This is a genomic window from Chryseobacterium sp. 22458 (assembly GCF_052044975.1).
GTDB lineage: Bacteria > Bacteroidota > Bacteroidia > Flavobacteriales > Weeksellaceae > Chryseobacterium.
Map to the genome: position 1 here is coordinate 104600 of NZ_JBQEOA010000006.1, position 21548 is coordinate 126147.

At 37.7% G+C, this 21548-nt stretch carries 23 protein-coding genes and 1 tRNA gene; 14 read left to right on the forward strand and 10 right to left on the reverse strand.

Going from position 1 to position 21548, the window contains the following annotated elements; genetic code table 11:
* Positions 1-85: 85 nt before the first annotated feature.
* Both ACTJJF_RS19150 and ACTJJF_RS19155 read right to left on the reverse strand, forming a co-directional pair.
* On the reverse strand, positions 86-742 hold the full coding sequence (locus ACTJJF_RS19150; protein WP_440700688.1) for a hypothetical protein: 657 nt from the start codon (positions 740-742) through the stop codon (positions 86-88).
* A gap of 2 nt (positions 743-744) precedes the next feature.
* Entirely contained in the window at positions 745-1458 is a 714-nt protein-coding gene (locus ACTJJF_RS19155) for a DUF434 domain-containing protein (protein WP_440700689.1), read from the reverse strand.
* A gap of 315 nt (positions 1459-1773) precedes the next feature.
* Between ACTJJF_RS19155 and ACTJJF_RS19160 the strand changes: the two genes are divergently transcribed.
* The gene (locus tag ACTJJF_RS19160; RefSeq protein WP_440700690.1) at positions 1774-2631 is read left to right on the forward strand and encodes a DUF4822 domain-containing protein; all 858 of its coding nucleotides are present in this window, start codon (positions 1774-1776) and stop codon (positions 2629-2631) included.
* Between the two features lie 77 nt (positions 2632-2708).
* On the opposite strand, the gene ACTJJF_RS19165 is transcribed toward ACTJJF_RS19160, so the two are convergent.
* The 7 genes from ACTJJF_RS19165 to mce all read right to left on the reverse strand — a co-directional run bounded on the left by ACTJJF_RS19165 (position 2709) and on the right by mce (position 9811).
* Complete coding sequence (locus ACTJJF_RS19165) at positions 2709-3755, reverse strand: MBL fold metallo-hydrolase (protein WP_440700691.1); 1047 nt, start codon at positions 3753-3755, stop codon at positions 2709-2711.
* Between the two features lie 12 nt (positions 3756-3767).
* Positions 3768-5348 carry a Na+/H+ antiporter gene (locus tag ACTJJF_RS19170; RefSeq protein WP_440700692.1) on the reverse strand — a complete coding sequence of 527 codons (1581 nt, stop codon included), beginning with the start codon at positions 5346-5348 and terminating at the stop codon, positions 3768-3770.
* 281 nt (positions 5349-5629) lie between these two features.
* Positions 5630-6304: a hypothetical protein gene (locus tag ACTJJF_RS19175; protein ID WP_440700693.1), complete on the reverse strand. Its 675-nt coding sequence runs from the start codon at positions 6302-6304 to the stop codon at positions 5630-5632.
* A 114-nt stretch (positions 6305-6418) separates the two neighbouring features.
* The gene (locus ACTJJF_RS19180; protein ID WP_440700694.1) at positions 6419-8170 is read right to left on the reverse strand and encodes an alkaline phosphatase D family protein; all 1752 of its coding nucleotides are present in this window, start codon (positions 8168-8170) and stop codon (positions 6419-6421) included.
* Positions 8171-8294: 124 nt separating this feature from the next.
* Entirely contained in the window at positions 8295-8996 is a 702-nt protein-coding gene (locus tag ACTJJF_RS19185) for a hypothetical protein (RefSeq protein ID WP_440700695.1), read from the reverse strand.
* Positions 8997-9276: 280 nt separating this feature from the next.
* A tRNA-Ile gene (locus ACTJJF_RS19190) sits at positions 9277-9350 on the reverse strand.
* A gap of 62 nt (positions 9351-9412) precedes the next feature.
* Positions 9413-9811: a methylmalonyl-CoA epimerase gene (mce, locus tag ACTJJF_RS19195; protein ID WP_440700696.1), complete on the reverse strand. Its 399-nt coding sequence runs from the start codon at positions 9809-9811 to the stop codon at positions 9413-9415.
* Positions 9812-9905: 94 nt separating this feature from the next.
* On the opposite strand from mce, the gene rbfA reads away from it, so the two are divergent.
* The 9 genes from rbfA (at position 9906) to ACTJJF_RS19240 (ending at position 18475) form a co-directional block, all read left to right on the forward strand.
* A complete protein-coding gene (gene rbfA / locus ACTJJF_RS19200) occupies positions 9906-10265 on the forward strand; it encodes a 30S ribosome-binding factor RbfA (RefSeq protein WP_065400522.1) in 360 nt (119 codons plus the stop codon).
* Between the two features lie 3 nt (positions 10266-10268).
* Positions 10269-11474, forward strand: a complete 1206-nt coding sequence (locus ACTJJF_RS19205; protein WP_312301925.1) for an ABC transporter permease — start codon at positions 10269-10271, stop codon at positions 11472-11474.
* A gap of 80 nt (positions 11475-11554) precedes the next feature.
* Positions 11555-13375, forward strand: coding sequence for an endonuclease (locus ACTJJF_RS19210; RefSeq protein WP_312301924.1), 1821 nt, complete (start codon positions 11555-11557; stop codon positions 13373-13375).
* Between the two features lie 63 nt (positions 13376-13438).
* The gene (locus ACTJJF_RS19215) at positions 13439-14176 is read left to right on the forward strand and encodes a shikimate dehydrogenase family protein (protein ID WP_440700697.1); all 738 of its coding nucleotides are present in this window, start codon (positions 13439-13441) and stop codon (positions 14174-14176) included.
* 76 nt (positions 14177-14252) lie between these two features.
* Positions 14253-16055, forward strand: a complete 1803-nt coding sequence (locus ACTJJF_RS19220) for a DUF349 domain-containing protein (RefSeq protein ID WP_440700698.1) — start codon at positions 14253-14255, stop codon at positions 16053-16055.
* Positions 16056-16118: 63 nt separating this feature from the next.
* A complete protein-coding gene (gene ribD, locus ACTJJF_RS19225) occupies positions 16119-17144 on the forward strand; it encodes a bifunctional diaminohydroxyphosphoribosylaminopyrimidine deaminase/5-amino-6-(5-phosphoribosylamino)uracil reductase RibD (RefSeq protein WP_440700699.1) in 1026 nt (341 codons plus the stop codon).
* A gap of 214 nt (positions 17145-17358) precedes the next feature.
* Positions 17359-17523 carry a hypothetical protein gene (locus ACTJJF_RS19230; RefSeq protein WP_165602568.1) on the forward strand — a complete coding sequence of 55 codons (165 nt, stop codon included), beginning with the start codon at positions 17359-17361 and terminating at the stop codon, positions 17521-17523.
* A gap of 44 nt (positions 17524-17567) precedes the next feature.
* A complete protein-coding gene (locus ACTJJF_RS19235; RefSeq protein WP_065400516.1) occupies positions 17568-17750 on the forward strand; it encodes a bacteriocin-like protein in 183 nt (60 codons plus the stop codon).
* A gap of 119 nt (positions 17751-17869) precedes the next feature.
* Positions 17870-18475 (forward strand): IMPACT family protein, encoded by a 606-nt coding sequence (locus ACTJJF_RS19240; protein WP_440700700.1) that lies wholly within the window; start codon positions 17870-17872, stop codon positions 18473-18475.
* Here ACTJJF_RS19240 and ACTJJF_RS19245 read toward each other — a convergent pair.
* The gene (locus ACTJJF_RS19245; protein ID WP_440700701.1) at positions 18472-19182 is read right to left on the reverse strand and encodes a zinc metallopeptidase; all 711 of its coding nucleotides are present in this window, start codon (positions 19180-19182) and stop codon (positions 18472-18474) included. The two genes, ACTJJF_RS19240 and ACTJJF_RS19245, sit on opposite strands and share 4 nt — an antisense overlap.
* A gap of 106 nt (positions 19183-19288) precedes the next feature.
* Between ACTJJF_RS19245 and ACTJJF_RS19250 the strand changes: the two genes are divergently transcribed.
* From ACTJJF_RS19250 to ACTJJF_RS19265, 4 genes are all read left to right on the forward strand, one after another.
* A complete protein-coding gene (locus tag ACTJJF_RS19250) occupies positions 19289-20425 on the forward strand; it encodes a GNAT family N-acetyltransferase (RefSeq protein ID WP_312301913.1) in 1137 nt (378 codons plus the stop codon).
* 9 nt (positions 20426-20434) lie between these two features.
* Positions 20435-20767 (forward strand): hypothetical protein, encoded by a 333-nt coding sequence (locus tag ACTJJF_RS19255; RefSeq protein ID WP_440700702.1) that lies wholly within the window; start codon positions 20435-20437, stop codon positions 20765-20767.
* 22 nt (positions 20768-20789) lie between these two features.
* Positions 20790-20966, forward strand: coding sequence for a hypothetical protein (locus tag ACTJJF_RS19260; protein ID WP_312301909.1), 177 nt, complete (start codon positions 20790-20792; stop codon positions 20964-20966).
* Between the two features lie 122 nt (positions 20967-21088).
* On the forward strand, positions 21089-21460 hold the full coding sequence (locus ACTJJF_RS19265) for an NADH-quinone oxidoreductase subunit A (RefSeq protein WP_034693436.1): 372 nt from the start codon (positions 21089-21091) through the stop codon (positions 21458-21460).
* Positions 21461-21548 lie beyond the last annotated feature (88 nt).

Here is a 21548-nt window from a genome sequence, read left to right on the forward strand (position 1 = left end):
CGATAAGCGCTCTTATTTAAACACTTCAGTGCACTTCAGAAAGCGAAAATAATATGGGAAATAAGTTCACATAAGGAAATGAAGGCTAAGCACTTTCGTTGATGAACTTTTCGAGGAAACCGATCAGTTTTGTACCACCATGGCCCCAGCGGATTCCATGGCCATCTTTTTCCCTTGCTTCAAAGACAAGTTCGTGTTTGTAATGGAAAAATACATTCCACCAGGTAGTATGATCAAGGATCTGACGGATCTTTGCCATCACTTTCTCCTGTTTCTGCTGATTGTTTCCTTTAATTTCGCCCCAGAAACCGTCATCCATTCTTCCGATGTGTTTTTCCCACGCTCTCTGAGCAATTGTAATCTCGGAATTGAAGGGTTCTTCACAGGCTTTGATCAATACGCTCTTCAAAGGGGGAACAGCATTTTCATCCCGGATACTTGCTGAGGTAAGTCTTTGCCCAAGAACATTCAGCCAGTCCTCAAAAGGAATTGCTTCCAGCATTCCCGCCTTCACCTGATCAGGTTTGTTGCTTTCCAATACCGTAATGAATTTTTCAAAGCTCGTCCGTCTGTCAATTTTTATTTCTTCATTGAAATACGGCAGGTCCCATTCTAAAGTACGGTCTTTAAAGTGTTGTATATTGTATTCCAGATTTTTCACATGCTCTTCTGCCAGAACTGCCTGATATTTTTCTTTCCATACCTCAGAGATTAGTGGAATATATTTTTCGATCTGATTCATTTTTACGCCATTTTAATGAGGTTAACGGAAAGGCTTTCTTCTCTGATCAGATATCCGATGAGGTTAAACCATTCTTTGCAATGATCCAGAATCCATGCGTCGGAAGAAATGATAATCTCTGAGGTTTCTGCGAGGTATTTATCCGGATTATATTGTAATTCGGCTTCCCAATTGAGGGCATTTTCTGCTGCAAATTCCAGAATAATCTGCTTGATTCTTCCACTGTTGGAAACCGGCTGATCAAAGATCCATATCAGCTTATGGATATGGTTTTTGTGAAAAAATGAGGCTACAGCTTCCACAGCTCTTAAGGTTTGATTCACCCTTTTATAAGTCCCATGAACACCGGAAAGATCCCGGAAACAGCCGTCTGCCCCTTCAAAAATATAAGCTTCGGAAAGTAAGCTCTCCAGCAGGATCAAAACATTGAACCCGTCAAGATAAACCGTCTTCTCTTTAAGATCTGAAGCTTCCAGCTGTTTTAATTTCCTGTTATGGATCTGCATTTCTGAAGCTGATGCCCCTCTTAAAGCCTGTATTTGCCTGGTCTTTAAACGGTAGCGGTTTCCTACAAGTTCTGATGCCGCTTTTTCCGGATATTCTCTTGTCAGCAGATACTGCATATCCTGGACGGCTGCTCTCAGTTTGCTGAGTTGTTTTTCAGAAGCGAATAAAGTGTCGTCTCCTGTATTTTTTCCACGGTTCCTGTTATTCATGCTCAAAAATAGAGTTTTTGAAGAATTTTTTATATTTCATTGTAAAGATAAAGGTCTTTTACATAAAATTCCCGCAGACAGGATCATCCGCTGAAAATTTAACCCGGCTTATAAAATTCCCCAACCCAGCCTTCGTCTGTGCAGATATCAGAAATGCAGTGTAGTAGTCACAAGAATCTTTGGGTGACAGGCATACAATACGATTTCTTTCAACCCATGATCAGATCTGTTATATTTTCTACAACAAAAGAGAGGTTTTATACAATGGATTGATATTTATTCGGGATAAGTTTGCAAAGACTTAAAAATACCTTTATGAATACACTGAAAAAATTATGTTATCTGTCCGCAGCAATGCTTTTGTCAGCATCTTTTGTTGCATGTTCTGATAATGATGACGAAATTATCATTGAACAGCAGACCCCCTCACAGGTTTTGTCTTCTACACCGTGGGAAACTACAGGAGCTAAAGATAAGAATGGAAACAGCGTGGCTTTAACGGATGCCAGCGTTTCAGGTTATGTTGGTTTTGCCTACTTCAAAGCCGATGGCAAATTTGCAATCTACGGATTGAATGATGTATTGAGATCCAGAGGAACATGGTCGGTAGACGCACAGGGAAAAACAAGAACGATCGCTGCCTTGAACCCGGATGGAACAACGATCTTCACCCGTGATGTGGAAATCCTTGTATTGAATAAAAATGAGTTTACATACAGAATCCGTCCTAACTCAGCTGATCCGTCTGTTTATTATGATATCATCCATACCAAAACTTCACATGCAGAACCAAGTAACGGGCAGCTTACCTTAGCTTCCACACCATGGGAAACTACCGGGGCGAAAGATAAAAACGGAAATAATGTTGTTTTAACAGATGCCAGCGTTGCCGGATATGTAGGATATTCTTACTTCAAAGCTAACGGAACTTTCAAAATTTTCGGTTTAAACGATGTGCTGAGATCTCAGGGAACATGGAGTATTTCTGCTGACGGAAAGAAAAGAACTCTTGTAGGTCTGGATAATAACGGAGCAGTTATTTTTACCCGTGTTGTGGATATTCTTGTCCTGAACGACACTACGTTCACTTACAGAATTACGCCTGATGCAACCAACAACCCGACTGTATTTTACGACATCATCCATACTAAAGTTGACCATAAGGAGCCTTAGTGGTGATTATTTTTTTGATAATAAGGAAAAACCTGCTTCACATGGAGCAGGTTTTATTTTAAGGGAAATTCTATTTTCTACATATAATCTTCCCACCATTTTTTCCAGGCGGTATTTCCAAGGTTTTTCAGATCTACTTTTTCTCCCATTTTCGGAAGGGTAATTGGTATATCATATTCTTCTGCATATTTTGCTGCCAGCTGCAAGGGTTCATACCATGCATGCTGAGCCAGTTTAAACTTTGAATTGTGCACAGGGATAAAATTTTTGGCCTTCAGTTCCTGTATTTCAGTCATAAGCTGTTCCGGCAGGGTATGAATGTACGGCCACTTTTCGTTGTACTGTCCGTTTTCCATCACAGCAAGATCAAACGGTCCGTATTGGTCTCCGATTTCTGTAAAATGATTCCCATATCCGCTGTCACCACCCAAAAACAGATTCATTGAAGGTGTTTTCAGTACAAAAGAGGTCCAGAGTGAGATGTTCCGGTTCAGGAGTCTTCCGGAAAAATGTCTTGAGGGGGTCAGGGTAATTCTGAAACCTTCTGCAATATCAATGCTTTCCCACCAGTTTTTTTCAATAATTGTTTCGATATCCCAGCCCCAGTATTCAAAATGCTGTCCGGTTCCCAATCCGCAGATAACCTTTCCTACTTTATTTTTTAATGCCTGAACAGTTTTATAATCCAGATGGTCCCAGTGGTCATGGGAAATCAGCAGAAAATCTATCTCCGGCATATGTTCCGGCTTGTAGTAATCTGCCCCCTGAAAAGCTTTGATAGAGCCGGGCATTGGAGAGGCATTCCCGCTGAAAACGGGATCAATCAGAAATTTTTTACCATCTATCTGAATGAAATATGAACTGTGCCCGAACCAAACCAGAACATTTTCTTCCGGCTGAAGGTTCTTCAGATCTGTTACTACAAAAGGAAGTGCAGTTGTGGGTGATGTATTTTCCACTTTACATAAGCTTTGAAGAAGTGCTTTCGTCATACTTTCTCCTTCCAGCAAAGGCGGGGTTGTCAATATATTCTGAAACCTGCCGTTAAGATAATTAGGAAGTGTGCTGAAATATTCTTTTCTTTTTTCATCGGGAAACTGCCCGAGTTGCTTTACTAAATTCATCTTGTTATTTTTTTACATTCTGAGTCTTTCTTCTTCCAGATCCAGCCTTGTTAGATAATGTCTGATATATTCTTCATCAATATTCGGATTGCGCCGGTTTTCTGCCCTGAGCCAGGTGCGCTGCTGCTCAAGGGTTTCAAAATAAATTTCTTTGGACTTTTCAGAGAACTTGTGAACGGAATCTTCTTTATCTTCCTGTTCCCAGCGGTCCATCAGCTTGTTGAAGTATTCGTTTTCACTTCTTCTTTCTTTATAATTTTCATTCAGATATCTTAAAGCAACACGCCTCATTTCTTTTCGTAAATAATGTTCTGATTCTTCTTCAGACATATATCCGTTTTCCGTATCAGATAATTTGAGTTTTTTGATCAGTGCCGGCAACGTCAGTCCCTGAATGATGAGTGTGGCAAGGATAACGATAAAAGTAATGAAGAGAATAAGATCACGATGGGGAAAAGGCTGTCCGTTTTCCATTACTACAGGAATGGATAATGCTGCGGCCAGAGAGACTACTCCACGCATTCCGGTCCAGCTCATCAGGATCGGAGCTTTCATTCCCGGATCCCTGTCTGCCACATTAATAAAGTTTCTCATGATCAGGGTCACGAAGACTGCTCCAAAGGAAGACAGAAAGCGTACGATAATCAAGACTGCAGTTATTAATAGCCCATACCCTACTGCTTCAGATAATCTGATTCCTTCTTTATTCAATCCTACCATGATTTCAGGCAGATCCAGCCCGATCAGCAGAAATACAATTCCGTTGATCAGGAATACAAAGCTTTCCCAGACGTTGGACCCTCTCAGTCTGGATTCTGAGGTCCGGAATATTTCATGTCTTCTGACGGAAAGAAATAATCCTCCGCCTACCACCGCTAAAACACCTGATGAGTGTACTTCTTCAGCCGCAATATACATCACATAAGGGGCTACCAGACTGAGTATGGCATCCATATTGACATCGGTAGGAAATATTTTTTCTATTTTAAGAAAGATAAAAGCCAGTACAACTCCTATTCCAAGGCCTCCGAATACCATCCACCCGAAGCTTACCACAGCATCCTGCCATATAAACTGCCCCGTAGCTACCGCTACCATTGCAAATCTGAAAATGATCAGAGAAGAAGCATCATTGAATAAGCTTTCGCCTTCCAAAACGGTAGACACATTTTTAGGAACTTTTACAAATTTTAAAATAGCTCCGGCACTCACTGCATCCGGCGGAGATACGATTCCACCTAAGACAAATCCTAATGCGAGTGAAAAGCCGGGAATATAAGAATTGGCAACGAATGCCACTGAGATCGCAGTGAGAAATACTACGATGAAAGCAAAACTGGTAATGATACGCCTCAGCTTCCAGATTTCTTTCCATGAAACAGCAAAAGCGGCTTCATACAATAATGGCGGAAGAAAAATAATGAATATAAGCTCAGGATCTATTTTAATAGCCGGAAGTCCGGGAATAAAACTGATCAGCAATCCTGCAATAACGAGTATAATGGGATAAGCCACCTTCAAGCGGTTGGCCAGCATAATCGAGCCGATAATTACCAGGACCAGTCCTAAGTAATAAATAAAGTTTTCCACCATGTTTTCAATTAATTTTTAAATCAAATTTGTTGTATTCTGTGTTTTTATCTGGTAACAAATTTTAATATAAAAATAAATATAAGCATAAGATTTTTAGATTTGTAAATAAAATTAATCAGATTTGTATTTTCATTATTTTCTTTATCTTATTGCAATATATCATCAATCCGGTATCTTCCTATAAAAGCTGATGATATGAGACTCCAATGCTTGGGTAGGGATAAAATCAATATTTTAATACTTGTTGTACAGAAAAACGTTTACATTTTATGGCTTGTGCCCTAAAACTTTACAACAGCCAACATTAATCCTAGACTTATCAGCAAAATAATTCCCGTTATGATGGCAGCTTCCTTTACGTGTTGCAGGTATTGTCTTCTATCAAATGTAAATTTTTCCGGATGAATGCTGAATTCCTCAAAAACAAGCGGATCTATTTTCAAATCAGGTCTGAAACGAACAATGCCTTCTATAAACCGGGCTCTTAAAGCTCTGCTATTTTGGGTATAATATGAGTATCCCGGATCTATACTGTCGAACAGAATTTTAGTGGTATTACCATTCACGCCTACCGTAAGCACCATTGTTTTTGTTATTTGTGTCAGATGTACGTCATAATCATCTGAAAGGTATGACCGACCCAACTGACTGTAAAGAATATCGTCTGTACTCCCGTTTAACTTCTTATAATGAATTCCTTTATCATCCACCAGAATCTTGACTACAGCTTCCTCCCTTCCCTTTTTCATAAAACGGAAAAACCGATACATCGCTACAGCCCAGACAGGATAGTACAGAATAGCAGCCACTACCAATACCGCTACTTTTTCGCAGATTAAAAAAGGAAGTACGGCAAGTATCAGGAATATCAATAATAAAATCGCAATTCCGAAAATTCTTATCAGCCAGGTCATGATCCAGCCCGGTTTGGAAGCTAATGGTAAAAACTCTTTCATTACATTCTCTTGCATCTAATCAATATAAGAAAAATAACAGAAATAAAAAAGAGCTGCAGCGGTACACTGAAGCTCTTTGCTACAAAAATTGAAAATAAGATATGAAGATTGAAACTATGAAATGGTGTGTATTTTTTCTGTAGTGACAGCGTAGGTTTCTGAGATCACATTATCTACAAACCTCCATTCTGCCACCGAATTTCCGGAAGTAAATTTTACATGCAGATATCCTCTTTTATAGAGGTTTGCATAATCCAGGTCATCAATCAGCAGGGAAAATGCATTAGCCAACTCTATAGCCTGGGCCGGATCTGATGTTATTCCCAGATATCCTTCCAATCCCGGTGAAGACACTGAACTGCAGGCCAACTCGGTTCCTATAAAATTCCCCTGAGCATTGGTAAGTTTTCCTAACCAGGCATTGTGGGTATCACCAGCCAGCACTACAACATTTTTCCCGGCCAGCATGGCATAGAGCTGCTCTCTTTCCATAAAGTAGCCGTCCCAGGCATCCAGATTATAGGGTAATGTGGTGGTAATTCTTGCAATTTCCTGTGGAGTGAGTGTAGGGTCCTGCTGCTGATGTCTTTTTTTCAGCACTATAAGTTGGGCCAATGTATTCTGAAGTGCCAGCATCGTAGCCGGCTGGGCGCTTCCAAGTTGTTTGATTTCTGCTAAAATACGGTTCAGGAGCATTAACAATTCTGCAGGAACCATCATTTTGGTCATCAGGATCTGCTGTCCCAGAACTTTCCATTTGGCAGTATCCCCATTGATCTGGGATCCCAGCCATGTCATCTGCTCACTTCCGATCAGCTTTCTGCCTGTGCTTAAGAAATCAGTTTTAAATTTTACCTGATCAAAGTTTCCGGCAATATCCAGGTAATCTGAATATTCCATCTGTTTATCTCTGGCGATCACTCTTGTATCCATCATATACAGCGTAAGAATGTTTCCGAAACTGAAACTTCTGTAAATTCTCAGATCTTTTCCTGTTTTAAGGGGAATATATTCACTGTAGGCTTGGAAAGCCGCCATTTTTCTCGCTTGGAAATCTCCTTCAGCAGGCTGATGATTTTCAGCCCCTGATTTATAAGTATCATTGGCAAATTCATGATCATCCCATACACAGATAAAAGGCTTTTTCTGATGCAGCAGCTGAAGGTTTTTATCGCTTCTGTATTGCCTGTATCTTTCCCTGTAATCGCTGAGATTAAGGATTTCCTTAGCCGGCTGATGAGCTCTTCCCAGCTGGTTGGTATAAGGATTCGTGCCGTATTGCCCCGGAGCATATTCGTAGATATAGTCTCCAAGGTGTACCACTACATCTGCTTCAGATTTTGCAATGGCGCCATATACGTTGAAAAGGCCGGCTGGAAAATTGGAACACGATACCACAGCCATTTTTATCTCATTCACAGAATCCGTCTTGGAAGGTAATGTAAGGGTTTCTCCCGTTACACTGACTTCCTTTGTTTTACCATTATAAAATCTATAGAAATATTTTGTATTGGAAGGAATATTCTGAACATCTACCGCTATCGTAAAATCATTGATTGCCGTTGCACTGGCCTGCCCTTTTCTTACTATTTCTGAAAAATTACTGTTCCTGCTTATTTCCCAGGTAATTTCTGCATCTGCACCTGTTGAATATCTGGTCCAGATAATTACGCCTCCGGCTGTAGGATCAAAGCTTGCTACTCCGGATTCGAACCCGCCGTTTTTAAGATCCTCGGGAGCATTTTCGCTGCTGGTAAAATCATCAGTGCAGCTTTCAATCAATGGAGCAATAAAGATTCCTCCGGCTGCTAAAAGTGTATTTTTAAGAAACCTTCTTCTGTTAAGTGGGTTGTTTTTTTCCATCATTACTTTTTTTGCAAAGCAACGTTATATGGAGAAGAAGGCTGTTAACTGTATTTTAATTATTTTTTATAAAATTTTTAAACGTATGTTTGATTCTAAATATAATATCCAAAAGAGTTTTTTTTGTTTACATTCTTATTAATAAAACATTTTCCATTACAAAAATATAATCAGCATATTGTTTATTTTTATTCTTGATCAAATCAGTATAATTCTTTTTGATAAAAAACACCCACATCAAAGCGATCATCAGTCCAAACAAAAACAATAATTTTATGATTGACATGAGTGCTTCAAAATTTTCTGTAGAAAAGTCAGATTTACTGTACAGCCCTATGAAAAAACCTAAAAAAAGTGTTATGAAATTTTTTCCGAAGAAACTTATAATGTTTTGAATATCCATAAATATTTCATTCTTATCTGTTCTTATTTTTTCTTTTGCCATACTTATTCTTTTCACAATAATATCATTACTGGTATTCTCATAGAGCTTGCCTACCTCTCGGATTCTCATTCCATCATGCTCAGGAACTTTCCATTGATAAAGCGATTTTGAAAAAGGTAAATTATTCATTTTTAATTCTCTATTAGCTTGTTTAGCTTTCATGAGAATAATGTAATAAAAGAAGACCAAAAAACTGGGTATTGCTAATATTAGTCCCCATTTCAAATAATTAAAAGAAAGTAAAATGCAACCCAAAAATGCCAAAAAAAGGGGAATTAATAAAAGCCAATCCTTTTTATGAGGTGAAAAGGTTTCTTTAAGAAATATTTTTTCAAACGTACAGTTTTGTCTAAAGTAATTAAAATCTTCATCAAAGGTTCTCATAATATATTTATTTATGGTTAATTGTCTTATGAATATCTTTCAATATGCATTAAAGACGCTCAATTTAAATAAATACCTCTAATACCCAATACGTTTTTCCGTAATAGTAATTTTATTACGAAAGGAGAAAATATTTCGAAAATGTAATAAGGAACTTAAAAAGTATTAGTGTGTTTAAAATGATAGAAATAGAAAAGATTCTACTGAAATTATTTATTTTTATAAATTCAAGAACAATATAAAAAAACCGCTCACATTACGTAAGCGGTTGATTTTGTTGTGGTCCCACCTGGGCTCGAACCAGGGACCACCTGATTATGAGTCAGGTGCTCTAACCAACTGAGCTATAGGACCTCAAAACTTGGTTAAATTTTGTGTTTGCAAAAATAGTAAAATTTCTTTCACTACAAAATTTTTTATTGCTTTTCTTGGCAAAGTTCTACAAGTACACCGTTGGTAGATTTGGGATGAAGGAAGACAACTAATTTGTTATCAGCACCTTCTTTGGGTTCTTCGGAGATAAATTGAAAACCTTCTTTTTTCAGTCTTTGCACTTCTTGCAGGATATTTTCAACGCCAAATGCCAGATGATGGATGCCTTCACCCTTTTTTTCGATGAATTTGGAAATTGGACTTTCAGGATTACTGGCTTCGAGAAGTTCAATTTTACTTTCCCCGGTTTCATAAAAGGATGTCACGACCCCTTCCCTCTCCACAGTCTCCTGTTTGTAGGATTCTTTTCCTAATAATTTAGCAAAAAGCTCATCAGAAACTCCTAAAGATTTTACGGCAATACCGATATGTTCTAGCTTCATAAATACTAATAAAATATAATTAAATCGTAAATTTGATACTATCGCTGAATTTCAAAGTATCAATTCAAACAAAAGTACTAAATTTGCATAAATTATGGAAAGTAACAGACAAAGAAAAGTAGCACAGATCATTCAGGAAGACTTCGCAGAACTTTTCCGCAAGCAGGCTGCTGACAGCAAACAAAGTATATTGGTATCCGTTTCTGATGTGAAAGTAACGGCAGATCTGGGTATTGCTAAAATTTATTTGAGCATCTTCCCTCAGGAATACCGTACTGCTGTGATGAAGGAGATTGAAGAGAACAAACCTCAGTACAGAAACTTTATCGGCCAGAAAATGGCAAAGCAGGTGCGTATTATTCCACAACTCAACTTTTACTTAGATACAGCTCTTGATGATGTTGAAAAACTGGAAAGAGAATTAAGAGGCGAAGGCGACAATCCTGTATTATAGATCTTGAAGAATATTGCATTTTACATAGCATCCAGATACCTTCTGGCAAAGAAAGGCAGTACTGCCGTTACGTTCATTACGTGGCTGGCCGTAGGTGCCATGACGGTTGCTGTGGCTGCAATGTTCGTTATTATTTCAGTTTTTTCCGGGCTTGAGGATCTGAATAAAGATCTTATTTCCAATCTGCATGCGGATCTGACGATAAAAAGTACTTCAGGAAAGACCATCAAAGATCTGGATAAAGTCAATACTGTTTTAAGCAGAACCAAAGAGATCAGCAGTTTTTCTCGCGTGATTGAGGAAAAAGTATATATCAGCTTCAATGGAAAAGGTGATATTGCCTATTTAAGAGGTGTTGATTCTGCTTATGTTAAGGTAAATCCCATCAATAAAGAAGTATTCTACGGAACTTATCCAAGCTTCAGATATTCCAATGAAGTATTGATGGAGAACAGTCTGGACAATAGATTATCTATTCCGGTCGATTCATCCAATCACTATGCAACGGTTTTTATGCCTAAGCCGGGAACCGGAATCATCAATAAAGAAGAAGATATTTACAACAAAAGGGATATTCTGGTTACAGGAGTTTTTCCCGGAAAAGATCAGCTGGACAATTACATCGTTTCTCCTATTGAGCTGACGGAAGAACTATTGAATCTGCCTAAAAGATCAGCTTACCAGATTGTCATTAAATTAAAAAATCCGGAAAACGCAGACGCTGTAAAGCAAAGTCTTGTTTCTTCTTTGGGAAAAAATATTGAGGTCAAAACAAAAGAAGAGGAAAATGCAGCCTTCTGGAAAATGATCAATACAGAAAAACTATTTATTTATCTGATTTTTGCCCTGGTGATCTTTATTACAACCTTTAATCTTGCCGGAGCGATCATCATCCTTCAGCTTGATAAAAAAGAACAGGCAAAATCTCTTATTTCACTGGGCTTTCCTTTAAGCCATTTAAGAATGACCTATTTCTATACCGGAATCCTTATTGTGGTTTCGGGAGTCATTACCGGTCTGATCTTAGGAACAGCACTCTGCTATTTCCAGCTTTACACCGAATTCTTCAGAGCCAATGAAGCGCTTCCTTTCCCGGTAAAGATCGTGGGGAAAAATTATCTTATCGTAGCGCTTACCGCTTCTATATTCGGAATCGCCATTTCCTGGTTCTTCTCAAAAATCAGCAAAGAGTATATTACTAAAAATTAATCTATTAAGTTTATAGATTTAACTGAAAAAAACTTTTTGGGTTTCATTTTTTTGTACCTTTACGCCCCAATTTTAAAAAAATGAAACGAATTTTATCTTTTTTTTTATTAAGCTTTGCATTTATAAGTGGTCTGGCACAGATTCCTGCCGGATATTATGATAATGCAGCAGGTTTAACAGGTGCTGATCTCAAAACAGCTCTCAGTCAGATCATTACCACCGGACATGCTTCAAACATAAGCTATACAGATGTCTGGAGTGCTTATCAGACTACTGATCGTGATTATGATTATGATAATGATGGTACAATTCTGGATATTTATTCAGAAAAACCTATAGGACCTGAAAATTATAACTTTATCTATATAACATCCCAATGCGGATCCAGTGGTTATTCTAATGAAGGGGATTGCTACAACAGGGAACATATTGTTCCTCAAAGCCTTTTCAGCGAAGGACTGCCTATGAAATCAGATGTCCACTTTATCAGAGCTACCGATGGATATGTAAACAATAAAAGAGACAGCTACCCTTTTGGTATCGTAGCAAACGCTGACTTCACCTCTCAGAATGGCTCCAAAAGAGGAACTTCAGCATCACCGGGATATTCAAATACAGTATTTGAGCCTATTGATGAGTTCAAAGGAGATGTAGCGAGAATGATCTTTTATTTTGTAACAAGATATCAAAGTAAAATGACAGGATTCTCTACAGGAGATATGCTTGCAAAAAACACTTACCCAAGTCTTCAGGATTGGGAATTAAAACAACTCTTGGCATGGCATGCACAAGATCCTGTATCTGCAGCAGAAATCAGAAGAAATAATGCAACGTATACATTTCAGGGTAACCGAAATCCGTACATTGACCATCCGGAATATGTAAATATGGTTTGGGGAACTCCTGTTCTGGATACAGAAGCACCAACAGTTCCTACCAACCTGATTGCCAACAGTCCTACATCCAACTCTATTGCGGTAAGTTGGACAGCCTCTACCGACAATATAGGAGTAGCATCTTACCTTGTGTATGCAAACGGAGCCCTAAAAGCTACAGTGAGCGGAACAACAACGTCTACTGTCGTAACAGGATTATCTCCACTTACAACATATACATTCTATGTAATCGCTAAAGACGCTGCCGGAAACTCTTCGCCACAAAGTACGACTGCAACAGAAACTACTCTTGACGGACCTGCAGGAGGTGGAAGCTGTGGAACGGAAGACTTCTCAACAATGCAGAATGGTTCAGCCCAAGCTTCAACATATGCAACCAGAACATGGACAAACAATGGTATAGACTGGACTGCAACTGATGCAAGAACAGACCAGACAATTAACGGAAAAGCTGTTACTTTAAGAGTAGGAAACTTATCCAGTTCATCTATTTCAGGAGGAATCCAAAGTTTAACTCTAACAACTTCGTTAAAATTCGGAAGTGGTTCAGGAGTTCTAAATGTAACAGTAAATGATGTTCTTGTAGGAACAATTCCTTATAGTGCAACAGTGGGTGGTATAACAACTACAACCATTAACAATATCAATGTAAGCGGAAATGTTGTAATCAAAATTACAAACCCAACGACAAGCCAGAATGGACCTAGAGTTGCTTTGGATGACCTTAGCTGGACATGTTTCAGTACTCTGGCAACTTCAGAAGTTAAAAAAGACAAATCAGAATTTACCATCTACCCTAACCCGGTAAGAAACAACGAATTGTTTGTAAAAGGAGAAAACCTTGGTAAAATTTCAAAGGCTGACATCTATGATCTTTCAGGAAAATTAATTGAAACAATTGCAAATCCTTTCAAAAATTCAAACAGAATCAACCTTAAAGGGTTAAATAAAGGAACTTACATTCTGAAAACAGATCTTTTCTCTACTAAATTCATTGTAGATTAATTATTAAAAAATAATTCAAATCAAAGGCCGGATTTTTCCGGTCTTTTTTTTATTTTTGATCATATGGATTCCAACAAAAAATTAGGATTGATAGGACGTAATATTTCCTATTCTTTTTCTAAAAAATTCTTCGAAAATAAGTTTCAAAAGCTAATGCTGAAGGACTTTTCCTACGATATTTTTGACCTTAACGAAATCAATGAAGTTGAAAACCTCTTTTCTTCTCCGGAACTTCTGGGATTCAATGTCACGATTCCTTACAAGGAAAAAATCATTGATTATCTGGACGAATTGAGCGATGAGGCAGAGAAAATAGGTGCCGTTAACTGTGTACTGATTCAAAATGGTAAAAAAATCGGCTACAATACGGATGCATTCGGTTTTGAAAAAACACTTCTTCTTCATAAGAAACCATCACAGGATAAAGCTTTGATTTTAGGGAACGGAGGGGCTGCAAAAGCTGTAAAATATGTTTTAGACAAACATCAGATCCCTTCTCAGGTCATTTCCAGAAGCTCAGAAGTCAACTTTGAACACCTGAATGCAGAGACGGTTCAGGATCATAAAATCATCATTCAATGTACGCCGGTAGGAACATTCCCGAATGTAGACGACTGTCTGGATTTTCCTTTCGAAGCGCTGTCTTCAGAACATCTGGTAATCGATTTAATATACAACCCCAACTATACCCGGTTTATCATCAATGCCTCCGAAAAAGGAGCAAAAACAGTAAACGGTTATTATATGCTTGAGCAGCAAGCAGAAAAAGCTTGGGAAATTTGGAATTTTCAAAAAAAATAACATAAATTAGTACTTTAATTGGCTTTACAGCTATATTTAAAAAGCATATTAACGCCACTCACATAAAAGATTTGCTATGATTACAGAAAACAATCTTTCTGAAAACGAAGAAAACAAAATTCCTAACGAAGTATCTCAGGAAACATTGGAAAATACAGCTTCTCATGATGCAGCTCCCCATGAAGATGACACAGAACATATGGAGGAACATGAAGAGGTTGAGATTTCTCTGGCTGATGCTTTAAAGGAGATGGAAAAAATCATTAATACTCCCAACGCAGGCGAGAATTTTAAGAGATTCAACCAGCTGAAGGAAAAAGCAAGTCACTACATCCATGATGAAGTGGAGGATAAAAAGCATGAGTACACCGATGCCGGAAATGCTCCTGAAAATTTCAGCTATGAACATCCTTCACAGGCAAAATATTCTGCTTTAGTCAATATTTTCAGAGAAAAGCATGACCACTTCCAGAAAGGACAGGAAGAAGAACAGAAAAAAAACCTGGAACACCGCCAGAGCATTATTGAAAGACTTAAAAATCTCTATACTAATTCAGAACCGGGAACCAACCTTTTCAAATCCATCCGTGAGATCAAAGAAGACTGGTCAAAAGCCGGACAGGTTGCCAAATCTGAGTTTAAAATTCTTAACAACAACTATTTCCACCACCTGAACCAATTCTATCAGATGCTGGATCTTAACAAAGAATTTCTGGAACAGGAATACAGCCACAACCTGGAGAAAAGAGAACACATCATTGCCCGTGCCAAAGAACTGGAAAACGAGCCTGTGATTCAGAAAGCGCTGAATGAGCTTCAATATCTTCATAAACTTTGGAAGGAAGAAGCGGAACCCGTAGCTGAAGAGTTCCGTGAAAAAACATGGGAAGAATTCAAAGAAATCTCCAATAAAATTCACGAAAGAAAATCTGAGCTTTCTGCATCCATTGAAAAAGAGCAGGCCGCTAACCTGGAAAAAAAGAGTGAGATCATCGCCGAGATCAAAAAACTTTCCGAGCCATCGGAAACACCTAACCACAACTACTGGCAAAATGCCATTAAGAGAGTGGAAGATCTGCGTTCTGACTTCTTAAAAACCGGAAGTGTACCAAGAAAACTGTCTAACCAGAACTGGAATGATTTCAAAACGACTCTGAGAGGATTCAATACAACAAAAAATAACTATTATAAATCTCTGAAAGGTTCTCAGCAGGCCAATCTGGAAGAAAAATTAAAACTGATCCAGACTGCCCAGGACAATATGAACAACGAAGAATGGGATATCTCCGTTCCGTTATTCAAAAAACTGCAGGAAGACTGGAAAAAGATAGGACATGTTCCTAAAAGCATGACCAATAAGATCTGGGATGAATTCCGTGATGCCTGTAATGCATTTTTCAACAATTACAGAGAAAAGAGCAATACCTCTACAGACAACTGGAAAGAGAATTATAAAAATAAAAAAGCTCTTCTTGATGAACTGAAAATGGTTTCCAACGATGAAGGAAGCATTGAGAAAATTGAAGCGATTAAAACAGCCTGGAATAATATCGGTAAAGTACCGAGAGATAAAATTTCAATCAATTCTGAATTCAATAAGACATTAAGAGATAAATTAAAGATCAATAAGATCAACGAACTTGAACTTAAAGAAGAAGGATTATCCGAAAACCAGCTTACAGATAAAGCAAGAAAGATCAAAAACCAGATCTCTGATCTTGAAGCTGAAATCGTTAAGCTTGAGAACAACCTTTCTTTCTTCAACAAACCATCAAGAGAAAATCCTCTGTTGAGAGATACTTATAATACAATTGATGAAAAGAAAGCCCATCTGGAAACATTAAAACAGAATCTCCACAATATCATTACCGGAGAATAAATCTTAACACAATAAATAAAGGCGGAGCAAAGCAATTTGTCTTCGCTTTTTCTTTTTACAGATATGAATAACGACGAACTCTATATTAAAAGATGTATTGAGCTGGCTCAAAAAGCACTGGGTAAAACCTATCCTAATCCCCTTGTTGGAAGCGTAATTGTACACAACGGGAAGATCATTGGTGAAGGATATCATCATAAAGCGGGAGAAAACCATGCAGAAATCAATGCCATCAATTCCGTTGAAAATAAAGAACTGATTCCCGAATCCACTATTTATGTTTCCCTGGAACCCTGCGCACACTATGGAAAAACGCCGCCCTGTGCTTTAAAGATCAAAGAACTTGGCTTTAAAAAAGTAGTAATCGGAGCAATGGATTCCCATGACAAAGTGAATGGTAAAGGAAAAAAAATCATTCAGGATGCGGGAATTGAAGCTGTATCAGGAATTCTCGAGCAGGACTGTATAAACCTGAACAAGCGCTTTTTCACCTATCATGAAAAGAAAAGACCTTATATTATTCTGAAATGGGCAGAATCGGGCGATGGATATCTGGATAAGGACTTTAAACCTACTCCAATTTCAAATTCTCTGGTCAATCAATTCGTACATCAGTTAAGAGCTGATGAACATGCTATTTTGGTAGGAACCCAGACCGCATTAAATGACAATCCAGGTTTAACGGTACGGAATGCGGAAGGCACAAATCCTGTCAGAATCCTTATCGATTTCGATTTAAAAGTTCCCCAGCATTTTAAGATTTATAACGACGAAGCAAAGACATTGGTTTTAAATTCCATAAAAGAAGGAACAGAAAACAATATCCAGCTTATTAAGATCAGCAAAGAAAATTTCCTGCCTGAATTGATGGAAGCTCTGTATAAAGAACAGATACAGTCCGTAATTATTGAAGGAGGCAGATTTACATTACAGCAATTCATTGATTCCGGTCTTTGGGATGAAGCGATAGTGATTAAAAATGATAGTTTAGTACTGGAAAACGGGACTAAAGCACCTGTATTCAATCATATGCCAATCAAAACAGAAGCATACAGGGATAATTTAATTTCATTTTTTAATCTTAAATAATCTGAATCCGACTATGGAAGTTATAAAACATAAAACCGGAGCTGAAAATTTTAAAATGCTGACCGTTCTGTTTTTGAACCTCCATAACCAGCTTCAGACTTCATAAATTAATCAGAACCAAGAATATATTATTCCGGTTTCAGGTGAAATAATTTCACTTTATCACCATTAAATGAAATAATATATCTACATTAGTAATTACAAAAGAATTACTATGAAAAATTTAAAGAAAATCTCAAGACCAAAATTGAAAGAAATGAAAGGAGGAAATGCTCCTGAATGCTGTTCTTTTTATCCGCCATCCCTGCAGCACTGCTGCGCAACACCTTCAAGCATGAGTTGTCCGCCACCTTGGGAAGTCGGATCATTCCCTTGCTAAAATTTCTGAGCCCGTATTGACTACTAACCTATAAAAATCAAGCTATGAAAAATTTGAAAAAAGTATCCAGAGCCGGACTAAGAACCATTCAGGGAGGTGTTTTTGTAACCTGTACATTACCGAACGGAGAGCCTACCAGATGCAGAGACAGATGTCCTCAGGATTTTTGTGGCCCGACAAGCTATATGTGCCTCATTCCAATGGATCTCTGCGGAGATGGAATTTAAAAACAACTTTCACATTAAAAAAACAGGTAAGCCGTCATATTTTTGACGGCTTACTTTATGATCATGATGCAGATTAATAAAGCATTTAATACTTTTGCATCAATAAAGCCGGAATCAGAATGACGTTTGAATACAAAACCATAGAAAAACCCGTAGAAAATACTTTATTAAAAGAAAAAGGAAGCAAGTTCATAGGATTTGCCTACCCTGTCAATAATGAACGTGAGTTGAAGGCTGCTTTGGAAAAAGTAAGGGAAGAACATCCCAAAGCAACCCACCACTGCTATGCTTTCAGAATGGGATTAAATTGTGAAAATTATCGTGCTAATGATGACGGTGAGCCTTCAGGAAGTGCCGGACTTCCTATTTATAACCAGCTCTTAGCAAACGAAATAACCAATGTGCTTGTGATTTCAGTCCGTTATTATGGTGGAACTAAACTAGGCGTTTCAGGTTTAGTAAAAGCTTATAAGGAATCTGCTAAAATTACCTTGGAAGAAGCCAATATTATCACAAGAGAACTGGAAACTGAAATTGAAATTCAGTTTAACTTCAATCAGCAGAATACAATCTTTACACTGCTTTCGAAATTCGATGCCAAAGTCCTGAATTTTGATGCCAACGAAAACTGTGTTCTGACAGCTTCTCTGAAACTGACACAAAAAGAAAACATCTCGGAAAAACTTTCCGAGATGCAATATGTTTCATTTGAATTTAAAGATTAATCCCTTCTTCCGCCAAGCAGCAAAGAAGCCCAGTAAAGAAGTTGTGCAAGAGAACCTAAAGCTGCAACCACATATGTTCTTGCTGCCCATTTCAGACTATCCTGTACTCCAACGAATTCTTCAGCTGTAACGGTTCCCGTATCTTTCAGCCACTTCATTGCTCTGTTACTCGCATCGTATTCTACCGGCAACGTTACAAAAGCAAAAAGTGTAGTCACGGCAAACATAGCAACTCCTATTGCCAGAACCGTTGTGTTTCCATTTGGATTTTCAATACTTCTTGAAGCTGCCATTACCGCAATACCTGCGATAAGGACAAACTGCATCAGATTAGAACTTATATTAACAATAGGAACCAGTTTTGAACGTAAATTCAACATAGAATATCCTACTGCATGTTGTACTGCGTGTCCGCATTCATGTGCTGCCACAGCGGCTGCAGCTGCATTCCTCTGCATATAAACCCCTTCAGAGAGGTTTACCGTTTTATCTGCCGGATTATAGTGGTCCGTCAACTGCCCGGGAACTGATATTACCTGAACATCATTGATCCCGTTATCTCTCAACATTTTTTCCGCTACTTCTTTTCCCGAAAGGCCATTTCTAAGATGTACATTGGAATAATATTCAAATTTTGATTTCAATCTGGACGAAACCCACCAGCTCACCAGCATCGAAATACCAATAATGATATAATAACCCGCCATTTTATATAGATTTTGTGTTCATTTTTTACCCATAATGATATAAAAACTGTGCCAAAGTATACGATTTTATTATTTATATTTGTCCTCTAATTACGCCTCAAAAAACATGTCTACAGTTTCGATTATTGAAGTTAAAACTCCCGCTCAGCTCAAGCAATTTGTAAGATTTCCGATGGATCTGTACAAAAATAACCCGTACTACGTCCCATCCTTTATCAATGATGAAATCAATATCTGGAATGCTGATGAAAATCCGGCCCTTCAATATTCTGAAGCCAGGCAGTATCTGGCCTATAAAAATGACAATATCGTCGGTAGAATTGCTGTTCTGATCAATCATAAAGAAGAAAGAGAATTGGGAATCCGAAAAGTACGTTTTGGATGGATTGACTTTATTGATGACGAAGAAGTTTCAAAAGCGTTGTTACAAAAGGCAGTTGATTATGCCCGTGAAAAAAGCATTGCTACAATTGAAGGTCCGATGGGCTTTACCAATCTTGATAAGGCAGGAATGCTGGTAAAAGGTTTTGACCAGCTGGCTACCATGATTGGGATTTACAACCACGGCTATTATCCTGAACATCTTGAAAAACTGGGATTGGTAAAGGAAAAAGAATGGGTAGAATTTGAAATCATCTTCCCGGAAGTTTTACCGGATAAAATTCATAAATTCAACGAACTAATCTCTCAGAAATACAAACTGAAAGTTTTAAAATTCAATACAAAAGAAGAAATTATCCAATATGTGGATCCTATGTTTGATCTTTTAGATGAGACGTACAAACATCTTTCCACTTACACCCCTATTTCTGACGAACAGCGTAAAACCTACAAGGAAAAATATTTTAAACTGATCGATAAAGACTTTATCGTTTGTATCGTGGATGAGCACAATCATCTGATCTCATTTGCCATTACCATGCCTTCCTATTCCAAAGCTTTACAGAAGTCAGGAGGAAAGCTTCTTCCATTCGGATGGTGGCATTTCTTAAAAGCCGGAAGAAAAAATGACCGGGCGAATTTTTACCTGATCGGCATTCATCCGGATTATCAGAGAAGAGGGGTAACCTCTATTATTTTCAAAGAAATCTGGAAAATATTCAGAAAAAAAGGAGTAAAATATCTGGAAACGAATCCTGAACTTGAAGAAAACAAAAGCATCCAGCTGCTGTGGCAGGATTACAACCCGGTGAATCACAAAAGAAGAAGAACCTATTCTATTTCTGCGGATCAATGGAAATAATATTCTGTCATGGAAAATTTTATAAGTATATTAACAACATTGATTTACCTGATTCCCTCATTGCTTATTCTGGTGGGGCTGGTCGCTTTATTTAAGAGAGACAGCCATTATTCGGTAGTTCTGATGATGATTGCGGTTGTAGGCAAACTGCTCACTGACAGTCTTAATTTTATAACGGTTGTTTTTGGACTTATTTCTTTTAAAACAGATATGATCATTCCATTTTTCAATCTTTTAGACTCGTTCAGTTTAGTATACAGCTATACTTTTGGAATAAGCTTTCTGATTTTCATCATACATTACAGAAAGACATTCAGACAGTCTCATAAAAATCAACACTAATTATTTTTTACATCTCCGGAATATGAAACCACAGCTCATTATTTTTGCCATTCTCATTACAGGATTTATTTCTTACAATCTGTTTTTTCAGTCTCAGGATGATAAGACGAATACGGCGGTCAATATTGTTTATGCCAGTATTCTATTTGGCTATATTTCATTTATGGCCTATTCTCTCCTTAAAAAAATGAAGAAATAATTCGTTATTTTTATTGATTCTAAATTGTAAGTTTTCCCTATTTTCATCCGACTTTTAAGCTGATAAATTTCATGCTTTCTTGTTTATTCGCTAAATTTGCAAATTGAGATAATAATGCAAAAATGAATTTACCTGAAAGTTATATTCCAATCCTTATCCAGGCTGGTGTAGCAGTAGGATTTGTAGCGGTTTCTTTGCTTGGGGCACATTTCTTAGGTCCACAGCAGAAAAAAGGAAACTCTGTAAAAAACCAAAGCTGGGAATGTGGGGTTCCTGTAGAAGGAAATGCAAGAACACCGTTTTCTATCAAGTACTTCCTGACTGCGGTATTGTTCGTACTATTCGATATTGAAATCGTATTCTTTTATCCTTACGCTGTCAACTTCAGAGAATTCGGTATGGAAGGTTTCCTTGCCGTGCTTACATTCGTTGCGATCTTCTTCGTAGCGTTTTTCTATGTCTGGAAGCGAGGCGCACTGGATTGGGATAAATAAATTTTAACATTAAAAGATTGAATGTATTTAAGTAATTAGAGATTGTGAAGGTCTTGTTTTAAATATTTTAATCTTTAAATATCAACAA